This is a genomic window from Pseudomonas sp. YA1 (assembly GCF_058680555.1).
Map to the genome: position 1 here is coordinate 33,607 of NZ_JBZWBG010000027.1, position 21,426 is coordinate 55,032.

Sequence of the window (21,426 nt, forward strand, 5' to 3'; positions counted from 1 at the left end):
GCCGCAGGCGTTATCCGCCGGTAGCAACGGCACCGTCCCTCTCAAGCCTCGCCAGCGAGCGCCCGCTCGACTTCCTCGCGCGAGGGGATCGAGGTCTGCGCGCCGAGGCGGGTCACCGAGATCGCCGCGGCGGCCTGGCCGAAGCGGATCGCCGCCGCCTCGTCGAGGCCGCGCGCAAGGGCCGCGGCGAAGCCACCGACGAAGGTGTCGCCGGCCGCCGTGGTATCCAGCGCCTTGACCCGCGCCACCGGGAAATGCTCGACCCGCCCCTCGCCCACCAGCAGGGCGCCCTGGGCGCCGAGGGTGACGATCACCCTGCCGGCGCCCATTTCGCGCAGGCGCTCGGCGGCACGTCCGGCGCTCTCCAGGGAGTCCACCGGCAGGCGGCAGAGCAGTTCGCTTTCGGTCTCGTTGGGGACCAGGTAGTCCACCAGCGGCAGCCAGTCCGCCGGCACGTCGCGGGTGGCCGGCGCCGGGTTGAGGATCACCGTCTTGCCCAGCGCATGGGCCCGGCGCAGCACATGGCCAATCGTCTCCAGCGGGCTTTCCAACTGGCAGACCACCACCTGCGCCTGCTCCAGCAAGTGTTCGTGGCGCGCCAGCACGGCCGGCGACAGGTGGCCGTTGCCGCCGGCGACGATGACGATGGCGTTCTGGCTGCTGTCGTCGACCACGATCAGCGCCACCCCGCTGGACTCCCCGGCCACCCGCTCGACGCCCTGGCAGTCGATGCCCTCGGCCTGCAGCGCGCGGTACAACTGGTCGCCGTAGGCATCGTCGCCAAGGCAGCCGATCATCGCCACCCCAGCGCCGAGACGCGCCGCGGCGACCGCCTGGTTGGCGCCCTTGCCGCCGGGAATGGTGGTGAAGGACTGCCCGGCGAGGGTCTCGCCGCCCCGTGGCAGGCGCGGCGCGCGCACTACCAGGTCCATGTTCAGGCTGCCCACCACCAGTACTTTCGCTTGCATCGTTGCGTCCTTGTTCCAGCCTCTCTCTAGCGAGGGCGCCCCCGGCGCCCGGTTCAGACCCGCACCAGCGGCGGCGCGGTGGATTCGCGCAGGACCAGCGCCGGCGCCACCACCCGCCGCTGCATCGGCTCCTCGCGCTCGGCGATGCGTTGCAGCAGCAGTTGCGCGGCGATCTCGCCGAGCAGGCGGATCGACTGGCCCACGGTGGTCAAGGCGGGAAACACGAAGCGGCTCAGCTCGATATCGTCGAAGCCGATCACCGACAGTTCGTGCGGCACCCTGATATTCAGCTCGGCCGCGGCGCGCAGCACGCCGATGCCGATCATGTCGTTGCCGGCGACGATCGCCGTCGGTCGCTCGCCCTCGCCGCCCAGCAGGCCGAGCGCCGCGTGGTAGCCGCCGGGGCTGCTGAACTCGCTTTCCAGCAGCCACTGCGGGCGCACCTCCAGGCCGGCCTTGGCCATCGCCCGCCGGTAGCCCTCGACCCGCAGCGTCGAGACCTTGGTCGACAGCGGCCCGCCGATGCAGGCGATGTCGCGATGGCCCAGTTCGAGCAGGTGGCGGGTCGCCAGGTAGGCGCCCATCTCATGGTCGATCTGCACCCGGTCGGCTTCCACGCCTTCCACCTCGCGGTCGACGATCACGGTCGGCGTGCGCATGTTCGCCAGCCCCTTGGCCAGCGCGCCGTCGCCGCCGGCGGACGCCAGGACCAGGCCGTCGATGCGTTTCTCCTGGAGCACGCGCAGGTAGTTGGCCTGCTTCTGCGGGTTGTCGTCGGAGTTGCAGAGGATCACGCAGTAGCCGTTGCGCTCGCAGCAATCCTCGATGCCCCGCGACAGCTCGGCGAAATACGGGTTGGTACTGTTCGGCACCAGCAAGCCGATGATCGAGGTGGTGCGCACCTTCAGCGAGCGCGCCACCGCGCTGGGCACGTAGTGCAGCTGCGCGATGGCGTCCTCGACCTTCTTGCGCACCGCGTCGCTGACCGGCCGCGTCCTGTTCACCACATGCGATACGGTGGTGAAGGAAACCCCCGCCATCGCCGCCACGTCCTTCATTGTCGCCATCGTTCAGCCCTGTCTGCGGGCGCGATGGCTGCGGTAGGTATCCAGCACCACCGCTACCACGATCACCGCCCCGGTAATGATTCGTTTGGTCGGCTCCGACGCACCGATCTGCGCCAGCCCCGCCGCCAATACGGAAATGATCAGCACGCCGAAGAAGGTGCTGACCACCGAACCTCGCCCGCCCATCAGGCTGGTGCCGCCGATCACCACCGCGGCGATGACCTGGAGTTCCAGGCCGACCCCGGCGTTGGGATCGGCCGCTTCCAGACGCGAGATCTGGAACAGCGCGGCCAACCCGGCGAGCAGCCCCATCAGGGCGAATACTGCAATCTTATAGGGTTTCGGGTTCACACCGGCCAATCGCACCGCTTCTTCGTTGGTGCCGATGCCGATCAGGTAGCGGCCGAACACCGTGCGGGTGAGCACCGCCTGGGCGGCGAACATCACCAGCAGGGCGATCACGAAGGCCGGCGAGATGCCGAACGCCAGCGGATTGGACAGCCAGGCATAGGCGTCGCCGATATAGGCCGTGCGCGAGTCGGTCATCTGGTAGGCCAGCCCACGGGCCATCTCCAGCACCCCGAGGGACACGATGAACGAGGGAATCCGCCAGGCCACCGTGATCGAACCGGTGACGCAGCCGGCCAGGGTCGCGCAGGCCATCCCGAGCATCGCCGCCGGCAGCACGCCCCAGCCCCAGCCGAGCGTCGCCAGGCTTACCGCCGAGGCCGCCAGGGCCAGCACCGAACCTACCGAGAGATCGATGCCGCCGACGATCAGGATGAAGGTCATGCCCACCGCCAGCACCACCAGGTCGGGGATCTGGTTGGCGATGGCGAGGAAGGTGCCATAGCTGAGGAAGTGGCTGCTCAGCGCCGAGAACAGCGCGATCATCGCCAGCAGCGCGCCGGCCAGGCCGAGGTAGGTGCCCAGGCCGAAATAGTTGCCGCGTCGCAGGGTTGGCGCTGCGGCGGCGGTAGCGGAAGACGTCGGGTCGCTCATTTCTGGTTCCTTGCGTTGCGTGTTCACGACGTCGCCAGCAGCGCGTCGCGTTTCTTGTAACCGGCGAAGGCCGCCGCCAGCAGCGCGTCCTGGGTCCAGGCGTCACGCTCGAAGGTGTCCACCAGGCGTCCCGCCGAGAGCACGCCGATGCGATCGCAGATCAGCATCAGCTCGCGCAGGTCGCTGGACACCACCACCAGCGCCTTGCCCCGGCGGGTCAACTCGGCGAGCAAGGCATAGATGTCGAACTTGGCGCCGACATCGATGCCACGGGTCGGCTCGTCGAACAGCAGCACCTGGCAGTCGCGCTCCAGCCAGCGGCCGATCACCACCTTCTGCTGGTTGCCGCCGGACAGTTCGCCCACCGCCTGCGCGGTGTCCGCGCAGCGCACCCGCAGCGCCTCCACCTGGCGCCGCGCCAGGGCTTCCTCGCGGCGCCGGTCGATCACCCCGTGGCGCGCCAGCGCCGGCAGGTTGCCCAGGGCCAGGTTGGCGCTGATCGACTGGTCCAGCAGCAGGCCCTCGCCCTTGCGGTCCTCGGTGATCAGCGCCACCCCCTGGCGCACCGAGTCGGCCGGCGAACGCAGGCTCAGGCGCTGCGGCGGATCGCCGAGCAGGACCTGCCCACCGTCGGCGCGGTCGGCGCCGTAGATCAGGCGCAACAATTCGGTGCGCCCGGAGCCGATCAGTCCGGAAATGCCGAAGATCTCCCCCGCGCGCACCTCGAACGACACCTCATGCACCTTGCCGCGCCGGCTCAGCCGCTCCACCCGCAGCAGCGGCGCACCGGTCTGCCGTGGGCCCAGGTCGAAGCGCTCGCCCAGTTCGCGGCCGACCATCAGGGTCACCAGTTGGTCGGCGTCGTAGCGCTCGATCGGCTCGACGCAGACCAGGCGGCCATCGCGCAACACCGCGATGCGCTGCGAAATCCGCGCCAGCTCTTCCAGGCGATGGGAGATGTAGACGATCGCCACGCCGCGTTCGCGCAGCCGCTCGACCTGCTCGAAGAGCATGTCCACCTCGCGCGCGGTAAGCATCGCCGTGGGTTCGTCGAGGATCAGCAAGCGGCAGTCGCCGATCAGGTTGCGGGCGATCTCGACCATCTGCTGGTGGCCGATACCGAGGTCGCCGACCAGCGTGTCGGGATCGATCGCCTCCAGGCCGACCTGGGCCATCGCCTCGCGGGCCGCCGCGCGCAGGCGCCGACGGTCGATCCAGCCGGCGCGCCGGGGCAGGTCGTGGAGGAACAGGTTCTCCGCCACCGACAGGGTCGGCAGCAGGTTCAGTTCCTGCATCACCATGCGCACGCCCAGCGCCTCGGCCTCGCGGCGGCTAGCGGGGGCGTAGGGCCGGCCGAGGAGCTCCAGGCTGCCGGCGCCGGGACGTTCCAGGCCGCCGACGATCTTCGACAGGGTGCTCTTGCCGGCGCCGTTCTCGCCGGTCAGGGCCAGCACCTCGCCGCCGAACAGTTGCAGGTCGATCTCCGCCAGCACCGGCTGCGCGTAGGTCTTGCCGACCCCGCGGATGCTCAGCAGCGGCAATGCGTCGCTAGACATGGGAAGGCTCCATCGGACGGATCAGGGCGCGGTCACCAACTCGACAGGCGTCTCGACCACGCCGTCCTTCTCATGTTCCGGGGCTTGCCCAGCAAGCAGCTTGAGCGCGGTCTGGATACCGAACACCGCCTGCTTCGCGGCGAACTGGTCGGCAGTAGCCAGCACCCGGCCATCCTTGAGCATCGGCTTGATCGCCTGGATATTGTCGTAGCCGACCACCTTCACCTGCCCGGCGCGGCCCGCCGCGCGCACCGCCGATACCGCGCCGAGGGCCATGCTGTCGTTGCCGGCGAGCAGCGCCTTGAGGTCAGGATGCTCGTTGAGCATCGCCGAGGCCACCGCGTTGCCCTTCTCGATTTCCCAGTTGCCCGACTGCAAGGAGACGATCTTCATCCCCGCCGCGTCCATCGCATCCTTGAAGCCGGCGGTGCGCTGCTGGGCATTGGTGGTCGTGGAGACCCCTTCGATGATGCCGACCTCGTCGCCGGCCTTCAGTCGCTTCGCCAGGTACTCGCCGACCAGCCGCGCACCCTTGCGGTTGTCGGGCCCGACGAAGGGCACGCCGATCTTCTTCGCCTGCAGCACCTGCGGGTCGAAGCGGTTGTCGATGTTGACCACCACGATGCCGGCGTCCAGCGCTTTCTTCACCACCGGCACCAGCGCCTTGGAATCGGCCGGCGCGATCACCAGTGCGTCGACCCCGGAAACGATCATCTGCTCGACGATGCGGATCTGGCTGGAGGTATCGGTCTCGTCCTTGATGCCGTTGGAAACCAGTTCGAACCGGTCGGCATGCTCCTTCTGGTAGGCCTTGGCGCCGTCCTCCATGGTCAGGAAGAACTCGTTCGCCAGCGACTTCATCACCAGCGCGATCCTGGGCTTCTCGGGAGTTTCCGCGTGGACGGCGGACAGGGGCAGGAACGAGGAACAGGCAGTCAGCACAACGGCAGCCAACAGGCGCCGGGAAGCGACCCGCTTCATGGTGTATCCTCCAGCTTTTCTTATCGTTGTATTGAGGCTTTTCCAGGAGATTATCCAGACGCAAACGTTTGCGTTAGGTGAATATGCGTCTATCTGACAGATTCTGTCAATCGCCATGAGCAACTGTCGCGAACCGGTCGGGATCGGTTGGATTCTAGTTCGCTACGGCTGGGAAACGCAGGATATTTTGCTTGGCCGGCACATCTCCCGCCGCCCGCTCAGCGCAACCGGTGCTTGTGCAACAGGCGGTAGAAGGTCGGCCGCGACACCCCGAGCATCCGCGCGGCCACGCTGAGGTTGTCGCCGTAGCGGGCCAGCGCGTCGCACATCGCCTGGCGCTCGGCGCAGAGCTTGTAGACCTCCAGGCTGGACAACGGCGGGCCGTCGCCGCGCGCGCATTCCAGGCCGAGGTCCTGGGCCTCGATCTGCCGCCCCTCCGCCAGGACCAACCCGCGACGCACCCGGTTGGCCAGTTCGCGGACGTTGCCCGGCCAGGCGTGCATCGCCATCGCCGCCAGCGCGTCCTCGCTGAAGCGGCGCGGGCGGCGGCCGGTCTCCAGGCTGTAGAGCCGGGAGAAATGATTGGCCAGCAGCGGCAGGTCCTCGCTCCGTTCGCGCAACGGCGCGGTGCCGACCTGCAGGACATTGAGCCGGTAGTAGAGGTCCTCGCGGAAGGTCCCGGCGTCGATCGCCGCCTCCAGGTCGACATGGGTCGCCGCCAGCACCCGCACGTCCACCTCGACCGGCCGGTTACCGCCGACCCGCTCGATCTGCTGTTCCTGGAGAAAGCGCAACAGGTTGGCCTGCAACTCCAGCGGCAGGTCGCCGATCTCGTCGAGGAACAGAGTGCCGCCGTCGGCCGCCTCGATCCGACCGACCTTGCGCTGGTGCGCGCCGGTGAAGGCGCCCTTCTCGTGGCCGAACAGCTCGGACTGGATCAGGTGCTCGGGAATCGCCCCGCAGTTGATCGCGACGAACGGCTTGTCCGCGCGCCGCGACTGCCGGTGCAGGGTACGCGCGACCAGTTCCTTGCCGGTGCCGCTCTCGCCACGGATCAGTACCGGCGAGTCGGTCGGCGCCAGCTTCGCCAGCAGCCGGCGCAGGTCGCGTACGGCCAGGCTCTCGCCGAGCAGTTCGTGCTCGCCCTCGGCATCGCCGGGCACCGTGCCGCGCCCGCGCAGGCGGGCCATGCCAAAGGCGCGGCCGAGGGTCACCTGCACCCGCGCCATGTCGAACGGCAAGGTATGGAAGTCGAAGAACCATTCGCAGACGAAATCGCCGACGCCATTCAGCGGCAAGGTGTCCGGGCTGAGCACGGCGATCCACTCGGTGCCGCTGCGGCTGATCAGGTCCTTCACCGTTTCCGGCCGCTCCAGGTGGAACGGCCGCAGGCGCAGCAGGCCGACGTCGCAAGCGCGTTCGCGCGCCGTTTCCAGCGCGCAGCTGTCCACTGCCCAACCCGCCTCGCGAAGGCCCGGCAACAGGCGCCGGCAATCGTCGCACGGGTCCACCACCAGCAGACGGCGGAGGTTCGATGCATCTAACATGTGTGCTCCTTTGCGGCGCCAATTCTTTGAACCGTCATAAAAACGGCATGTTGGCGCTCTGAAAGGAAAATCTAGCAATTTTTTGACGCGCGAAAGTGAATCTTTGTTTATATCGCCAATGCCGAAATCGTCTTATCAGTCGTAGCCGCGACGCTTGACTTCCAGGCGCCGGACGAACTCCTCCAGGACCAGCTTGTAGAGGTCGTCGCCGAGGTAGACATCCTCCACCCCGCAGTCGATGTTCGGGTTGTCGTTCACCTCGATCACCACCACCTTGTCGCCGGCCTGCTTCAGGTCCACCCCGTAGAGGCCGTCGCCGATCAGATTGGCGGTCTTCACCGCCAGCTCCACCACCTTGCGCGGCGCCTCGTGCACGGGCATGGTGCGGAAATCGCCGCTGACCTCCTCGGCGTCCGGGCTGTGGTCGTAGATCTGCCAGTGGCCCTTGGACATGAAGTACTGGCAGGCGAAGATCGGCTTGCGGTTGAGCACGCCGATACGCCAGTCGTACTCGGTATAGAAGAACTCCTGGGCAAGGATCAGCACCGAGCGCTCGAACAGCTCGGCGCTGGCCGCCAGCAACTGCTCCTGGTCCTCCACCTTGATCACCCCGCGCGAGAAGCTGCCGTCGGGAATCTTCAGCACCAGCGGGAAGCCCAGGCGCTCGCCGACCTTCTCCAGTTCCTGCGGGTTCTCCTTGTAGAGAATCTCCGTGGCCGGCATGCCCAGCTTGTGGCTGCGCAGCAGGTCGGCCAGGTACACCTTGTTGGTGCAGCGCAGGATCGACACCGGGTCGTCCATCACCACCAACCCTTCGCTCTCGGCCTTCTTGGCGAAACGGTAGGTGTGGTCGGCGACATTGGTGGTCTCGCGGATGAACAGCGCGTCGTACTCGGCGATCCGCGAATAGTCCTTGCGCTCGATCAGGTCGACGTCGATGCCGAGGCTGCGGCCGACCCGCACGAAGTTCTTCAGCGCCTTGGCATCGGACGGCGGGAACGCCTCGCCGGGGTCGTGGAGAATCGCCAGGTCGTAGCGGAACGGCTTGCGCGAACGCGGCTTGCGCCAGATCTGCCGGCTGAAGCTGTCCAGGGCGTTGGCGAAGAGGTCCTCCTGGTCCTCGCGCAGCTTGTGGATGGCGCCGGGCTTGATGCCCTCGATGTGCCAGGTGCGGTTGCGCTTGAACTCCACCAGCAGCAACGGGCAGGGAAACGCCTCGAACAACTGTCGCGCCAGGTCCTGCAGCGGCTCGATGTCGGTACGGCCGAAATACAGGGTCAGGGTGAAACCATCGGTGCTGCCGTAGGGGTGCGCGGCCAGGGCCTTGTCCAGGGTGCGGTCGAGATCTTCCAGGACCAGGCTGTACAGCGACTTCCTGGCCAGCTCGCTGATCGTCCGCACCGAGGGGATCACCTTGTGCCCGCGCGCCTCGGCGAGCAGCGAGCAGTAGTAGCCATGGCGCAGGTACTTGTAGTGCCGGCACAGGTTGATCACCTGGACCCGCTTGCCGGTGTCGTCGTCGATGGGCAATTCCAGGTATTCCTGGGCGGTGACCACATCCTCGCTGGGGTAATAGGACGTCCAGTCTTCCTGGCGTTCCACGATGATGAACAGCTTGCTCACGACACCTCCCGGGGGGACAGCGAAACCACGGCGCATTCGGAACCGGCTTGCCGGCGCACGCATCCCGGCCAATACTCGGCGGGAGTCCCTTGCGAAACCGCTCTATGGCGCCTGCCAGCAAACCGAAGCGTACAGCACCCATTACAGCACGCCCGCGCGGAAGTTCCCGCCCGCGGCCGTGGAGACCGCTATGAACCTGACCCTCCGCCCGGCCGGCGCGGACGACCTGTCCGCCCTGGTCGAGCTGGAAAACCGCTGCTTCGACTACGATCGCCTGTCCCGCCGCAACTTCCAGTGGATGCTCACCCGCGCCCACGCCAGCCTGACGGTAGCCGAGGGCGACGGCGGCGTGCTCGGCTACGCCCTGGTGCTGTTCCACGAAGGCACCTCGCTGGCCCGCCTCTACTCCATCGCCATCGACCCGCGCGCCCGCGGCATCGGCCTCGGCCAGAAGCTGCTGGAAGCCGCCGAGCAGGCCGCGCGGGACAACGACCGCGCCTACATGCGCCTGGAAGTGCGCCCGGACAACCGTGGCGCCATCGCCCTCTACGAGCGCAACGGCTACCGTCCCTTCGCCACCGTGCGCGACTACTACGAGGACCACAGCGAAGCGCTGCGCTTCGAGAAACGCATCCGCAACCCCGGCCACGACCAGCGCCGCCACGTGCCCTTCTACCGGCAGACCACCGATTTCACCTGCGGCCCGGCCTGCCTGCTGATGGCCATGGGCGCGCTGCAACCGGAGCGCCAGTTGACCCGCCGCGAGGAACTGCGCCTGTGGCGCGAGGCGACCACCATCTACATGACCGCCGGGCACGGCGGCTGTAGCCCCCAGGGCCTGGCGCTGGCCGCCTGGCGGCGCGGCTTCCGGGTCAAGCTGGTGCTGTCCGCCAGCGGCCCGCTGTTCCTCGACGGCGTACGCAACGAAGACAAGAAGGCGGTGATGCGCCTGGTCCACGAGGACTTCTGCGAGGAACTGGACGCCTCGGGCGTCGAGCAGAAGCGCTCGGCCAGGCTCGACATCCCGCGCCAGCTGGCCCGGGGCGGCCAGCCGCTGGTGCTGATCAGCAGCTACCGCCTGACCCGCTCCAAGGCCCCGCACTGGGTGCTGGTCACCCACTACGACGAGGACTTCGTCTACCTCCACGATCCCGACGTCGACCACAGCCAGCACCGCCAGCCGCTGGACTGCCAGCACATCCCGGTAAGCCACGCCGAGTTCGACAAGATGAGCCGCTTCGGCCGCAGCAAGCTGCGCGCGGCGGTGATCCTGTTCAACCCGGAATGATCCGCATCGCCCCGCCCTGCGGCGGGGAGATGTTCTCGCCTATCAATCAATTCCATCGATAGTGGCTAGTGAGACTATCCATTTTTCATTCGCCAACGCCGATGTTTACATAGTCGCCAGATCCCCGAATAACCAGAACGGAACTGGAGACGACACCATGAGCTACTCCGCCAAATCCTTCTCGGCCCTGATCAATGCCATGCGCGCCGACGGCATCACCCGCCTGGAACAACTGGCCCGCCAGCCCTTCCGCAACGCCCAGGGCTTCTGGAGCGCGGAGGCGAAGAAATGAAAGCCCTGCTCGACCGCCGTACCGATCCCACCTGGATGCTCTACGCCGCAATCATCGCCTGGCTGGCCTTCTCCGGTCTCTGACCGGCAGGCCACCGGCGCCTCGCCCTGCCGTTTCACGACGCTCCGGCGTCCACCTTTCTCCGGTGAAATACCGAGCTTTCGTCGCCAACATCGCCAGGCGAGGCCTGCGCAAACGTTTCACCCGTTCGCTGTCAAGAAAACCTTGTCAAAAAAGCTGATAGCAGCTTGCCAATATGCCAACGCCTTGGCATAACGGTGCCAAAAAAAGGCCTACAAGGACGTTCCTGATGCGCACCGTGAAAAAGGCTCTGCTGGTTGTCGGCGTGATCGTGCTGGCGGTCGTCGGGGTGGTGGTCTACTACGTCGCCAATCCCAACCTGCCCCACTACCAGGCGCCGAGCGAGGTACGCTACCTGCCGCAATGGAAGGACGAGGCCCGCCAGCGCTTCTACTACACGCCCCAGGGCACCCTGGTGAAGGGCCTGCACTACGACTGGTTCACCGCCCTCGAACTGCCCTTCTCCGAAGAACCCTTCGCCGCCCCCGAATACCTCGCCCGCTTCGGCTTCCTCGTCGATCCGCAGCAGAAGGCCAGCGACCTCAACCCCGGCAACCTGCCGGTGGGCTTCAGCCAGCACCGCGACGAGAAGACCGGCACCCGCTACCTGGACATCACCTGCGCCGCCTGCCACACTGGCGAACTGCGCTACCAGGGCAAGTCGCTGCGCATCGACGGCGGCGCCGCCATGCACTCCATCGCCGCCACCGTGCCGACCCTGCGCGGCGGCGCCTTCGGCCAGGCGCTCGGCGCGAGCATGGCCGCCACCTACTACAACCCGTTCAAGTTCAACCGCTTCGCCAGGAAAGTCCTCGGCGAACGCTACGAACAGGACAAGTCGCAACTGCGCGCCGACTTCAAGGCCGTGCTCGACACCCTCCTGCGCACCGCCTGGAACGACACCCGCCGCCACCTCTACCCCACCGAGGAAGGCCCCGGCCGCACCGACGCCTTCGGGCGCATCGCCAACAGCGTCTTCGGCGATGCCATCGACCCGGGCAACTACCGCGTCGCCAACGCCCCGGTGAGCTATCCGCAGGTCTGGGACATCTGGAAATTCGACTGGGTGCAATGGAACGGCTCGGCCATGCAGCCGATGGCGCGCAATATCGGCGAGGCCCTCGGCGTCGGCGCGCGCCTGCAGATCTTCGACGAGCACGGCCAGCCGCTGCGGGGCGAGCAGCGCTACGCCTCCAGCGTACGCCTGCACGACCTGCACGCCCTGGAAGAAACCCTGCAACAACTGAAACCGCCGACCTGGCCGGAAGACCTCTTCGGCCGCATCGACCTGCAACGCGCCTCCCAGGGCCGCGCCCTGTTCGAAGCCAACTGCGCCTTCTGCCATGCACCCAAGGTGCAACCGGCGGAATACGCCGCCCCCGGACGCAATCCCGAGTGGCGCATGCACATGGTGCCGACCGAGGTGATCGGCACCGATCCGACCACCGCCGACAACATCGCCGACCACCGCTACGACCTGCGCAAGCTCGGCTGGAGCGTCGACGAACTGGCGCGGATGAACGTCCAGCTGATCGGCGCCGATCCGCAGCAACTCGACCTCTCGCAACTGTCCTCGGCCAAGGGCCTGGCCTACATCACCGCCTTCGTCGAGCAGCGCGCCTACCGGGACGCCGGCATCCCGCCGGAACAGCAGAAGACCATGAACGGCTTCGACCTGCCGATCGGCGTACAGGAACTGCGCGCCTACAAGGCCCGCCCGCTGGACGGCGTCTGGGCGACCCCGCCGTTCCTGCACAACGGCTCGGTGCCCAACCTGTTCCAACTGCTCTCCCCGGCCGCCGAACGCTCGCCGCAGTTCTACGTCGGCACCTTCGAATTCGATCCGAAATTCGTCGGATTCCGCACCGAGAAATTCCCCGGTGGCTTCCTCCTCGACACCCGTCTCACCGGCAACCGCAACAGCGGCCACGAATTCCGCGACGGCTGCCGGCAGAACGGCGTGATCGGCCGCGCCCTCAGCCCGGAAGAACGCTGGGCGCTGGTGGAATACCTGAAGGTGCTCGGCAACCCCGAATTCGAGCGCCGCCTGGTCCCGGCCCAGACCCCACCCTGGACGCCCGGCCCGAAATGCCCGGCGCCGGAGCAACGGACCGCGCAACGCTGAACCTGAGAAGTGGAGAAGCGCGAGGCATGGCGCCGCCGCCCCTCTCCACCCCGAGCAGCCCCTCTCCCTTCAGGGGGGACGCCTAGCCAGAGGACGGGGAGAAGCAATCGTGGCGCACTCCCCGCCCAAGAAGAATAAATAAAAGCCCACAGCCAACGCACACCACCAAGGACACCCACTCCATGCGCGCACTCCTCACCCACGCCTGGCTGTTCCTCGGCAAATGGCTCGGCCGCCTGCTCCTCCTGCTGCTGGCCGTCGGCCTCGGCGGCTGGGCCATCGGCAGCCTCTACTACGCCTGGAAATTCTCCGGCCCGGTGTCCGCGGAAGAGCAGATCGCCCCGGACGAAGCCCGCATCACCCAAGCGATCATCCAGGACGCCATCCGCGTGGTCGAACAGCACCGCGACAACACCCGCGTCCTGCGCGATGCCCACGCCAAGGCCCACGGCTGCGTGAAGGCCGAATTCAAGGTACGCGCCGACCTCGACCCAACCCTGCGTCGCGGCGTGTTCGCCGAAGCGGGCAAAAGCTGGAACGCCTGGGTGCGCTTCTCCAACGGCAACGCCTACCCGCAGTTCGACAGCAAGAACGACGCGCGCGGCATGGCCATCAAGCTGCTCGACGTGCCCGGCGAAAAACTCCTGCCCGGCCGCGGCCATGACGGCGAGCAGGACTTCGTCATGTTCAACCAGCCGGTGTTCTTCATCCGCGACATCGCCGAATACCGGCAGAACTTCGCCGCCCAGGCCGACGGCAAGAAAGCCCTGGCCTTCTTCCCCAACTGGAACCCCGCCAGTTGGGAACTGCGCCACCTGCTGATCGCCCTGCGCACCCTCGCCCCCGCCCCGGACAGCCCGCTGCACGCCGGCTACAACGGCATCTCGCCGTACAAGCTGGGCGAACACAACATCAAGTTCCGCGTCGTCCCCGCCCCGGAGAAGTGCCCGGCCTACCAGCTACCGAAGCAGAACCAGGACCTGCCCAACTTCCTCCGCGCCGCCCTGTACCAGCAACTCTCCATCGACCGCACCCCCGCCTGCTACGCCTTCCAGGTGCAGCGCCAGGACCCGGGCAAGTACATGCCCATCGAAGACACCAGCGTCGAATGGAAGGAGTCGGACGCGCCCTTCGCTACCATAGCCGACATCATTGTGCCAGCTCAGGATTTCGATAGCCGGGAACAGAACCTGTTCTGTGACAACCTCTCGTTCAACCCCTGGCACGCGCTGCCGGAGCATCGGCCGATCGGCGGGATCAACCGGTTGCGGAAGGCGGTTTACGAGGCGGTCAGTGGGTATAGGTTGGGGAGGAATGGGTGAAGAGTTGGGTGGAAGGTAGCTGCGTATGGCGTCTCTCATTGGTATTGGTTTCACCAATCTGGACTGGCAGAAAACGCCCAGAAGCGGCCCTTGGTTATCTACGAAATCAGGGCCCATTCATCTCAACGGTTAGGTGACCAACTCACGCACCAATCCGAAGACGGAATGGAGCTTGGCGTCCTTGTTGATCCTTTCGGGTACATCTGGGCTCTTCATGGCTCCATCGACTGACCTGATTCAGCTCGCCTGATTGAACAGATCGATCAGGGCCAATGGATGAGGCCGGCGTCGACGTAGTCATAGGAGGGCAAGGCTAGGATTCGAGTTTTCAACAGAATCGGCCGATTCCCGCCTTTTTTCACCGGCCCCGGCTGCGGATTGAGCAATCTCCACGTGGCCTCGCCGTATGTAAAGAACGGGGCTCGCAGGAGGAAGGCAATTGCTTCCCCCCAAAGCAACCCATTGGCGATTGCCGAGGTAGTTCCGCTTGCTTTGATTAGGGTGCGCGCGTAACTCGCAAAGATGCCAATCGCGTCGGCTAGCCAGATCAGAGCGCTGAAATGCCGATCAAGGAGCCCTGCTCCCGAACCGCTCTGGTCCGTAGCGCATTTTTTCCCGCTTCCTCCTGTTCCTGGACTGAGGCTATCGACTTTCCTGCGCGGACCATCGCAGGACCTTGGCATATGCCTTCGGCCGCCCCACGGCCGCGCTAGCTCAATTCTCCGGCTGGACTCAGGAGGAATTCATGATGATGCCTCCCAATATCCGCACAATGTCTGGCATGGCGAGCATCCATCCGTCGAGCCCAATGTGAACGGCGAGGTGCTTCCAAAGTCCTTTTACAAAAATCGGAGGAACTGATTTTTTCCAGGTGTTAGTGTTTGCGACCGGGCTCCGAAGGAAGGAAGTCACTTTGCATATCGTGATCGTTGATGACCACGAGGAGATCAGGACCTTGCTCAGTCGTTATCTGAGCGAGAAGGGCTTTCACGTGACCACTGCCGAAGATGCGCAAATGATGCGCCGCCTGTTGCTGAAGAACACCCCGGACCTGATCGTCCTCGACATCATGATGCCGGGTGAAGACGGCCTGTCGCTGTGCCGATACCTGCGCGAAAACACGAGCATCCCCGTCATCCTTCTGACAGCAGTGTCCACCGACATTGACCGAATAGTCGGCCTTGAGATGGGCGCAGACGACTACGTCACCAAACCCTTCAATACCCGCGAGCTGCTAGCCCGAATCAAGGCGGTCCTGCGGCGGGCTAACAACCTCCCGCCGAAACAGCAGCGCCCGAAGGCCCAGCAACTTCGCTTTGGTCCCTGGATCCTCGACGTAAGCAAGCGAGAACTTCTAAATGAGGGAGGTTTGGCGACGCCATTGAGCAGCGCCGAATATCGACTGCTGATGGTTCTTCTCGATCACCCCCAGATAGTCCTGACGAGAGATCAATTGCTCGATCTCACGGTTGGGCGGGACAGCGACGTCTTCGACCGAAGCATCGACAACCAGGTTAGCCGGCTACGCAAAAAGATCGAGGCCGATCCTCGCAATCCGGAACTCATCAAGACCCATTGGGGCGGCGGTTACTGCTTAACCGTAGAGGTCCGAACGGTATGAGCAGGTTCTGGACCAAGAGCCTCGCGGCGCAGATCATCTGGTTCATGCTTCCCATCATGCTCCTCGCGCAGAGCATCGGTTTCATCGTCACTGCCGACCAGCGAGCGGCGGAACTCCGCGAGATTGCGCTGGATGAGTTTGTGGTTCGTTCGGCGACGGCCGCTCAGCTTATCGAAACTACCCCTCTTGCATACCAGGACGACTTGCTGAAGGCCATGGGGACCAATTATTCCCGCTTCTGGCTGACCACCGCAGGCCCTGAAAACCTGGACGCATGGAGCCGCTACGCCTGGCATCAACTGCACCTTCCACTTCGGCAAGACTTCGCCGCTTCCTCCGATGTGTCGAACGGCCCTTGGGGATCGGACAACGGAAGCGATGACGCGTGGGGTACGACGCGCAGCCCGGTGCTGCAGTCCACCAACCCTATCCAGGAGGCCCAGTGGCAGCCGATCGAACTCAACGCATCGGAACGGCCAACGCCTGCGCAGATCGTGCGTCTGGATGACAATTACGGTGCCGGGCTGGTGGCACGGCTACCCAATGGGATGTGGCTGAACGCCGCCTATGCGAAGCCCCCCAAGAAATTCATATGGCTCTCGCCAACTACCGTTTCACTGGTTATCACAGCGGTCATGCTGTCGGTGCTTGCGGTTGTCGTGGCCCGCCGCATTGCCCGGCCGATGCAGCGTCTTACTTCCGCGGCAGAATCGCTCGGTCGCGGCGAGCAGAATGGAAGGATTCCCGAGGAAGGCCCGGACGATATCCGGCGCACAGCGGTCGCCTTCAACCAGATGCAGGAACGCCTGTCCCGATTCCTGGCAGACCGGACGGCAATGCTTGCCGCCATCGGGCACGATCTGCGCACGCCGATCACGATATTGCGTCTTCGGACGGAGTTCATCGACGATGAGGAAACGAAGCTGCGCCTGCTCGACACGATCAACGAAATGCAGGCCATCACCGACGCCACGCTCGAGTTCACACAAGAACAATCGATCGATGAACCGACCAGGCCAGTCGATATCGCCGCCCTGGTCGACAGTATTTGTGCAGATCTCGCAGATCTCGGCCGCAATATCCATTTCACAGACCGTGGCATCATCCCTTATCGCTGCAGGCCCGCGGCACTTCGTCGAGCGGTCCGGAATCTGATCGAAAATGCACTCCGCTACGGAGATCGGGCCGAAGTCTCGATAAGCCATTCGCCTACCGGCGTAGACATCGAGATTGAGGACAACGGCCCGGGTATTCCGGACCAAGAGATTGAACGCGTGTTTCTACCTTTCGTGCGATTGGAGCAATCGCGTAACTCGCGCACCGGCGGCATAGGTCTGGGACTTCCTATAGCACGGACCATCGTGCGGGCCCACGGCGGCGACATCATTCTGTGCAACATGCCCAATGGATTGCGAGCGGTGGTTCATTTGCCACCGATCTCCGACGATTTGCCGCAGACTTCGACAGCCGCGCAATTTCCCCTGGGCCGCAGCGCGCCATAGGGCGCTGGCGACTCAAGCCGCTGCACAGCGGAGCCTGCCATCGAGTGCAACAGTCTTTGTCTGTGCGGCGCTCGGCACACTTTGACATCAATCGCACCATTCCTGGCAAACCTCACGAGCCGTCTCTGATTACGATCAGCTCTCCCCACTGGAGTTCTGAAAGGAGATCGCAGGATGCAACGACTCAATGTCAACGGCACTGATCGTAGTGTCGAAGTCGAGGCAGCGAAGCCATTGCTTTGGGTGCTACGCGAAGACTTGGGACTCACCGGAACGAAGTATGGCTGCGGGATCGCTCAGTGCGGCGCCTGCACAGTCCATATCGACGGCGTCGCGATGCGCTCTTGCATTCTGCCCGTCTCCACGATCGAACAGTCCCGGCGCATCGTGACGATCGAGGGCCTATCGAAGGACGCCTCGCATCCGGTGCAGCGCGCCTGGGCCGAGTTGGAAGTTCCACAATGCGGCTACTGCCAATCGGGAATGATCATGGCGGCAGCAGCGCTCCTCGATCAGAACGCCGAGCCGTCCGACGAGGATATTGCGGCGAGCATGACCAACATCTGCCGCTGCGGCACCTATAACCGAGTCCGAGACGCCATCAAGCTCGCCGCTCGCAACGACAGCTCGTCCAATCGCGGCTGAGGGAGGTGACGTCAATGATTACGCTATCCCGTCGCCGGTTCATCGTCGGTTCCGCCACTGTCGCCGGAGGTTTCAGCCTGGGTTTCAACCTGGCCGGCGCGCAGGCCGATACGGCGGCACCAGACGAGGTAAACGCCTGGATCGTGATTCAACCCGATGAGACGGTCGTTCTCCGAATGGCCAAGTCGGAGATGGGCCAGGGCAGCCTCACGGGTCTCGCTCAGCTGGTGGTGGAAGAACTGGAATGCGACTGGTCGCGCGTCCAGACCGAATATGCGCTGCCGAGCCGAAACATTGCCCGAGGTGACGTCTGGGGCGATCTCAGCACGGGTGGGAGCGGCTCGATCCGGGAGGAACATCAGCGGCTGCGCCAGGCCGGAGCAACGGCGCGGCTCATGCTGGTTGCCGCGGCCGCCAGAGTCTGGTCCGTCAATCCCGATGAGTGCAGCGTGTCCCGTGGCGAGATTTTTCACCAGGCATCCGGTCGCACAATTACCTACGGCAAGGTCGCCAGGCTCGCTTCCTCCCTACCCGTTCCGAAAGATGTAAGGCTGAAGGATCCCGGCGAATGGCGTCTCATCGGTACGTCAGCGCGACGCATAGATACTGCCGACAAGCTGACTGGAGCGCAGGTTTTCGGCGTCGACTTCAAGTTGCCGGGAATGCTGAACGCAACGGTTCGTGCCTGTCCGATCGAGGGTGGCCGAGTGAAAAGCTTCGACGCCGAAGCAGTGGCGAAAATGCCGGGTGTGCGCCATGTGCTGCAGATCGACGAGACAACTGTTGCTGTCGTTGCTGATGGATGGTGGCAGGCGAAATCCGCCATCGAAGCCTTGCCGATCGAGTGGGAGCTCGGCCCGAATCGCGACCTCAACAGCGAATCGATTGCTGCGATGCTCGACGCCGGCCTGTCTCGCGAGAAAGGATTTGTGGGGAATGAGATCGGCGATGCCAGGTCGGTACTTACAGACGCGACGGAAACCATTAGCGCGACCTACAGCTACCCCTACCAGGCGCATGCCGCCATGGAGCCGCTCAACGCAACCGCGCTCTACACCCGTGACAAATGCGAGGTCTGGGTCGCGACACAAAACTCGACCTCATGCCTGGAAACAACAGCCTCCGCCAGCGGGCTCCCGCGCGAAAGGTGCGAAGTCTATCGGCTGCACCTCGGTGGGGGCTTCGGACGGCGTCTATATACCGACTTTGTGCGGCAGGCCGTTCTGATTGCCAAACAGGTTCCAGGCACGCCGATCAAGCTCATCTGGTCGCGCGAGGAGGATATGACCCATGACGCCTATCACCCGGTCACCAAGTCCAGAATGACTGCTGCATTGAATGAACAAGGCGAGCTGACCGCTTTGCATATGCGCATCGCCGGTCAGTCGATCCGCGCAGTTTGGGCGCCACACAGACTAGTCAATGGCGGCACGGGTGATCCGCATGTCTTCCACGGCCTGACAGAAGAGACGCTCGGCTATTCGATCCCGAACCTCTTGATCGACCATGTCATCTGCCAGCCCGCCATCACTCCCGGCTCCTGGCGGGGCGTTCATCTCAACCAGAACATTATCTACCTGGAGTGTTTCCTCGACGAAGTTGCGCACGCTGCGGGCCAGGATCCACTCGCCTTTCGCCAGGCACTTCTGCGAGAGCACCCGAACCACCTGGCTGTACTAACAGCGGCTGCGGAGCGAGCGAAATGGTCAACACCGCCAGCCCCGGGGGTTCATCGAGGTCTGGCCGTTGCGATGGGCTATGGAAGCTACGTCGCCGCTGTCGCGGAAGTATCGGTCAAGGATGGCCGCATAAGGATTCATCGCATCGTCGCCTCGATCGACCCCGGCCATGTGGTCAACCCTGAACTTGTCAGACGGCAGGCTGAAGGTTGTATCGCCTTCGGTCTCTCGGCCTGTCTCTATGGGGAATGCACCGTCGAGAACGGCATGATTGAGCAGACCAATTATCATCAGTACCAGGTCATGCGTCTCGCAGATATGCCAATGGTGGATACCGTGATCATGCCGTCTGGCGGCTTCTGGGGTGGCGCCGGTGAGCCTGTGATCAGCGTCGCCGCACCAGCTGTGCTTAACGCCATCTTTGCCGCCACGGGCCAGAGGATTCGTGAATTGCCAGTGAAGAATCACAGCTTTCAAAGCACCTGACGTTGTCGTGATACTGACGGCATAGGCTAGACCGCCGCAGGCCTTGGTTTTGCCGTCGCGAAAGGGTCACGTAGTGGATCTATTCTGACGCTGCCCCTCAGCACCCCCAGTGCTTCAAGGCGCTCATACTGTGTGGAATTGGCCAACCTGATCGGTTGGCTTTTTTTATTCGTGGTCGCTTACGAACCCGTCGTTTCAAACCCATTGGCACCTTACGCCGATGTGGGCTATGGCTCGAAGGTGCGCCTTATTGCACAGGCGTACTAGGAGCAACGATGGTCGACCCGTTCGGTTGGGCAGAGCGGCGGCGCCTATCCGCAAACGTCGTTGCGGCGCATAGCGTCATAGTTGCTTACCTGGAAGAAGCCTCGGAGCCCTGGTCGGACGACCAGACCAAGGCGTTCGAGCGTACAGCTGTAAGGGATCAACCTTGTTGTTGCAGGAACTCACGCATTGCTGGCCGACTGCAAGGTTGGCCTTTTTTTGCCTATCGATTGGGCAAGCGTAATTGGCCAGGCGGCCCATCAACCGGGGGACTCAATGGACATAGAGATTCAGCGGTTCACCGACCAAGGACAAGATGCATGGCAAGTGGAGGCCTGCGGAGTGGCTGTGACGTTCAAGGACCAGTCGCGGCTTGAGTGGTGCGGATTCGGATTTTGGAATCTGGTGTTGGCGGGTATTGTGCTGCTGGCCCTCACCCCAACCCTCTCCCGCACACGGGAGAGAGGGCCGGGCGTGCCTTGTGGGTCGAGCGCCTCGCTCGGGCGCAGCCTGGAACGATGTATACCCTCCCCTAGGCCCCGGGTATCTGGAATTCGGCCCCCAGCCTAGGCAACCAGAAGCACCGGAAACGCGCCCTGAATGATTTCAGATTCGCGCCAAAACCTTCGAAAGCCGTTTCCTCGCACCCGAAAGCCGCCGAGGCTGCCCTGCGGCTTTCGCTGCGCAACGGCTAGTCGCCTACTTGCACCGGTCGCTCAGCCTGACCAGCGATGCGCCGTACACCGCGTCGTCCTCGGAGGCGAAGATCGCGTCGCCTTCGACGGAGGCGCCCGGCTTGAGGGTCTCGGCGGTGAGTTCCTCGTCCACGGTATCCAGCCTGAAGGACTGGCCGGCGGCGGACTGCGCCACCAGGCAGCTGTTCTTCAGGCTGATCTCGGTCTTCGCCGCATTCACCAGGCGGACCTTGAAGGCCTGGGTGCGGAAGTGCTTGTCGCCGACGGATACGCTGCCCTTGTCGCCCTGGCGGGCGAAGACCATCACTGCGTCCGGCGCGGCGGCGAAGCCGAGGGAAGGAGCGGCCAGCAGGCCGGCCAGGGTCAGGGCCATTGCGTTCTTCATACTGATTTCCTTTGGCAAAGACTGAACGACCCGGTGATTTTCCGTGGGTCTTTTCGCCGCGATCAAGCGCAGTGCCAAGGAATGCGGGGCGCCTCGTGTTCTGCAAGTCGGAGGGTTTCCAGCGGAACTTTTCCCGCAACCGTGCTTCCAGGCGAAAACCGCTCGCTACGCGGAGCGCCGGTCTTCGGCCCCACACGATCCTCGCGCCCGCCAGGCTGTCCTCGAACGCTTGCAACCGAAGGCCAGGCGCTCGGCCAAGGCGCTGGCGGCGCAGAAGCTGTCGCCGGAGGGATGGCC

General features: G+C 64.6%; 16 protein-coding genes. 8 read left to right on the forward strand and 8 right to left on the reverse strand.

From position 1 onward, the window contains the following. Nucleotides 1-41: 41 nt before the first annotated feature. The 7 genes from rbsK to AC4OR5_RS28685 form a co-directional block, all read right to left on the reverse strand. Nucleotides 42-968, reverse strand: a complete 927-nt coding sequence (gene rbsK, locus AC4OR5_RS28655; protein ID WP_003117393.1) for a ribokinase — start codon at nt 966-968, stop codon at nt 42-44. A 53-nt stretch (nt 969-1,021) separates the two neighbouring features. Next, entirely contained in the window at nt 1,022-2,035 is a 1,014-nt protein-coding gene (locus AC4OR5_RS28660) for a LacI family DNA-binding transcriptional regulator (protein WP_003119158.1), read from the reverse strand. Between the two features lie 3 nt (nt 2,036-2,038). Beyond that, nucleotides 2,039-3,037, reverse strand: coding sequence for an ABC transporter permease (locus tag AC4OR5_RS28665; protein ID WP_003088303.1), 999 nt, complete (start codon nt 3,035-3,037; stop codon nt 2,039-2,041). A 23-nt stretch (nt 3,038-3,060) separates the two neighbouring features. Beyond that, on the reverse strand, nt 3,061-4,593 hold the full coding sequence (locus tag AC4OR5_RS28670) for a sugar ABC transporter ATP-binding protein (RefSeq protein ID WP_058160127.1): 1,533 nt from the start codon (nt 4,591-4,593) through the stop codon (nt 3,061-3,063). A gap of 21 nt (nt 4,594-4,614) precedes the next feature. Further along, the gene (locus AC4OR5_RS28675; protein ID WP_003160123.1) at nt 4,615-5,574 is read right to left on the reverse strand and encodes a sugar ABC transporter substrate-binding protein; all 960 of its coding nucleotides are present in this window, start codon (nt 5,572-5,574) and stop codon (nt 4,615-4,617) included. A 218-nt stretch (nt 5,575-5,792) separates the two neighbouring features. Then, nucleotides 5,793-7,121 (reverse strand): sigma-54 dependent transcriptional regulator, encoded by a 1,329-nt coding sequence (locus AC4OR5_RS28680; RefSeq protein ID WP_003111270.1) that lies wholly within the window; start codon nt 7,119-7,121, stop codon nt 5,793-5,795. Nucleotides 7,122-7,256: 135 nt separating this feature from the next. Then, the gene (locus AC4OR5_RS28685) at nt 7,257-8,744 is read right to left on the reverse strand and encodes a RimK family ATP-grasp domain-containing protein (RefSeq protein ID WP_023091906.1); all 1,488 of its coding nucleotides are present in this window, start codon (nt 8,742-8,744) and stop codon (nt 7,257-7,259) included. A 190-nt stretch (nt 8,745-8,934) separates the two neighbouring features. Between AC4OR5_RS28685 and AC4OR5_RS28690 the strand changes: the two genes are divergently transcribed. The 8 genes from AC4OR5_RS28690 (at nt 8,935) to AC4OR5_RS28725 (ending at nt 19,785) form a co-directional block, all read left to right on the forward strand. Further along, nucleotides 8,935-10,032, forward strand: a complete 1,098-nt coding sequence (locus tag AC4OR5_RS28690) for a GNAT family N-acetyltransferase/peptidase C39 family protein (RefSeq protein WP_003088292.1) — start codon at nt 8,935-8,937, stop codon at nt 10,030-10,032. A gap of 157 nt (nt 10,033-10,189) precedes the next feature. Next, nucleotides 10,190-10,324, forward strand: coding sequence for a hypothetical protein (locus AC4OR5_RS28695; RefSeq protein ID WP_003088290.1), 135 nt, complete (start codon nt 10,190-10,192; stop codon nt 10,322-10,324). A 310-nt stretch (nt 10,325-10,634) separates the two neighbouring features. After that, entirely contained in the window at nt 10,635-12,530 is a 1,896-nt protein-coding gene (locus AC4OR5_RS28700) for a di-heme-cytochrome C peroxidase (RefSeq protein WP_003139800.1), read from the forward strand. A gap of 182 nt (nt 12,531-12,712) precedes the next feature. Further along, complete coding sequence (locus AC4OR5_RS28705; protein WP_003121990.1) at nt 12,713-13,852, forward strand: catalase family protein; 1,140 nt, start codon at nt 12,713-12,715, stop codon at nt 13,850-13,852. Nucleotides 13,853-14,765: 913 nt separating this feature from the next. Continuing rightward, entirely contained in the window at nt 14,766-15,473 is a 708-nt protein-coding gene (locus AC4OR5_RS28710; RefSeq protein WP_034029231.1) for a response regulator, read from the forward strand. After that, complete coding sequence (locus AC4OR5_RS28715) at nt 15,470-16,975, forward strand: ATP-binding protein (protein WP_034029232.1); 1,506 nt, start codon at nt 15,470-15,472, stop codon at nt 16,973-16,975. Before AC4OR5_RS28710 ends, AC4OR5_RS28715 begins: the two co-directional genes overlap by 4 nt. A gap of 174 nt (nt 16,976-17,149) precedes the next feature. Beyond that, complete coding sequence (locus AC4OR5_RS28720; protein WP_034029235.1) at nt 17,150-17,620, forward strand: (2Fe-2S)-binding protein; 471 nt, start codon at nt 17,150-17,152, stop codon at nt 17,618-17,620. A gap of 14 nt (nt 17,621-17,634) precedes the next feature. After that, entirely contained in the window at nt 17,635-19,785 is a 2,151-nt protein-coding gene (locus AC4OR5_RS28725) for a xanthine dehydrogenase family protein molybdopterin-binding subunit (RefSeq protein WP_074222017.1), read from the forward strand. A 963-nt stretch (nt 19,786-20,748) separates the two neighbouring features. Here the strand turns inward: AC4OR5_RS28725 and AC4OR5_RS28730 are convergent. Continuing rightward, entirely contained in the window at nt 20,749-21,129 is a 381-nt protein-coding gene (locus AC4OR5_RS28730; RefSeq protein ID WP_058156405.1) for a DUF4354 family protein, read from the reverse strand. Nucleotides 21,130-21,426: the final 297 nt, after the last annotated feature.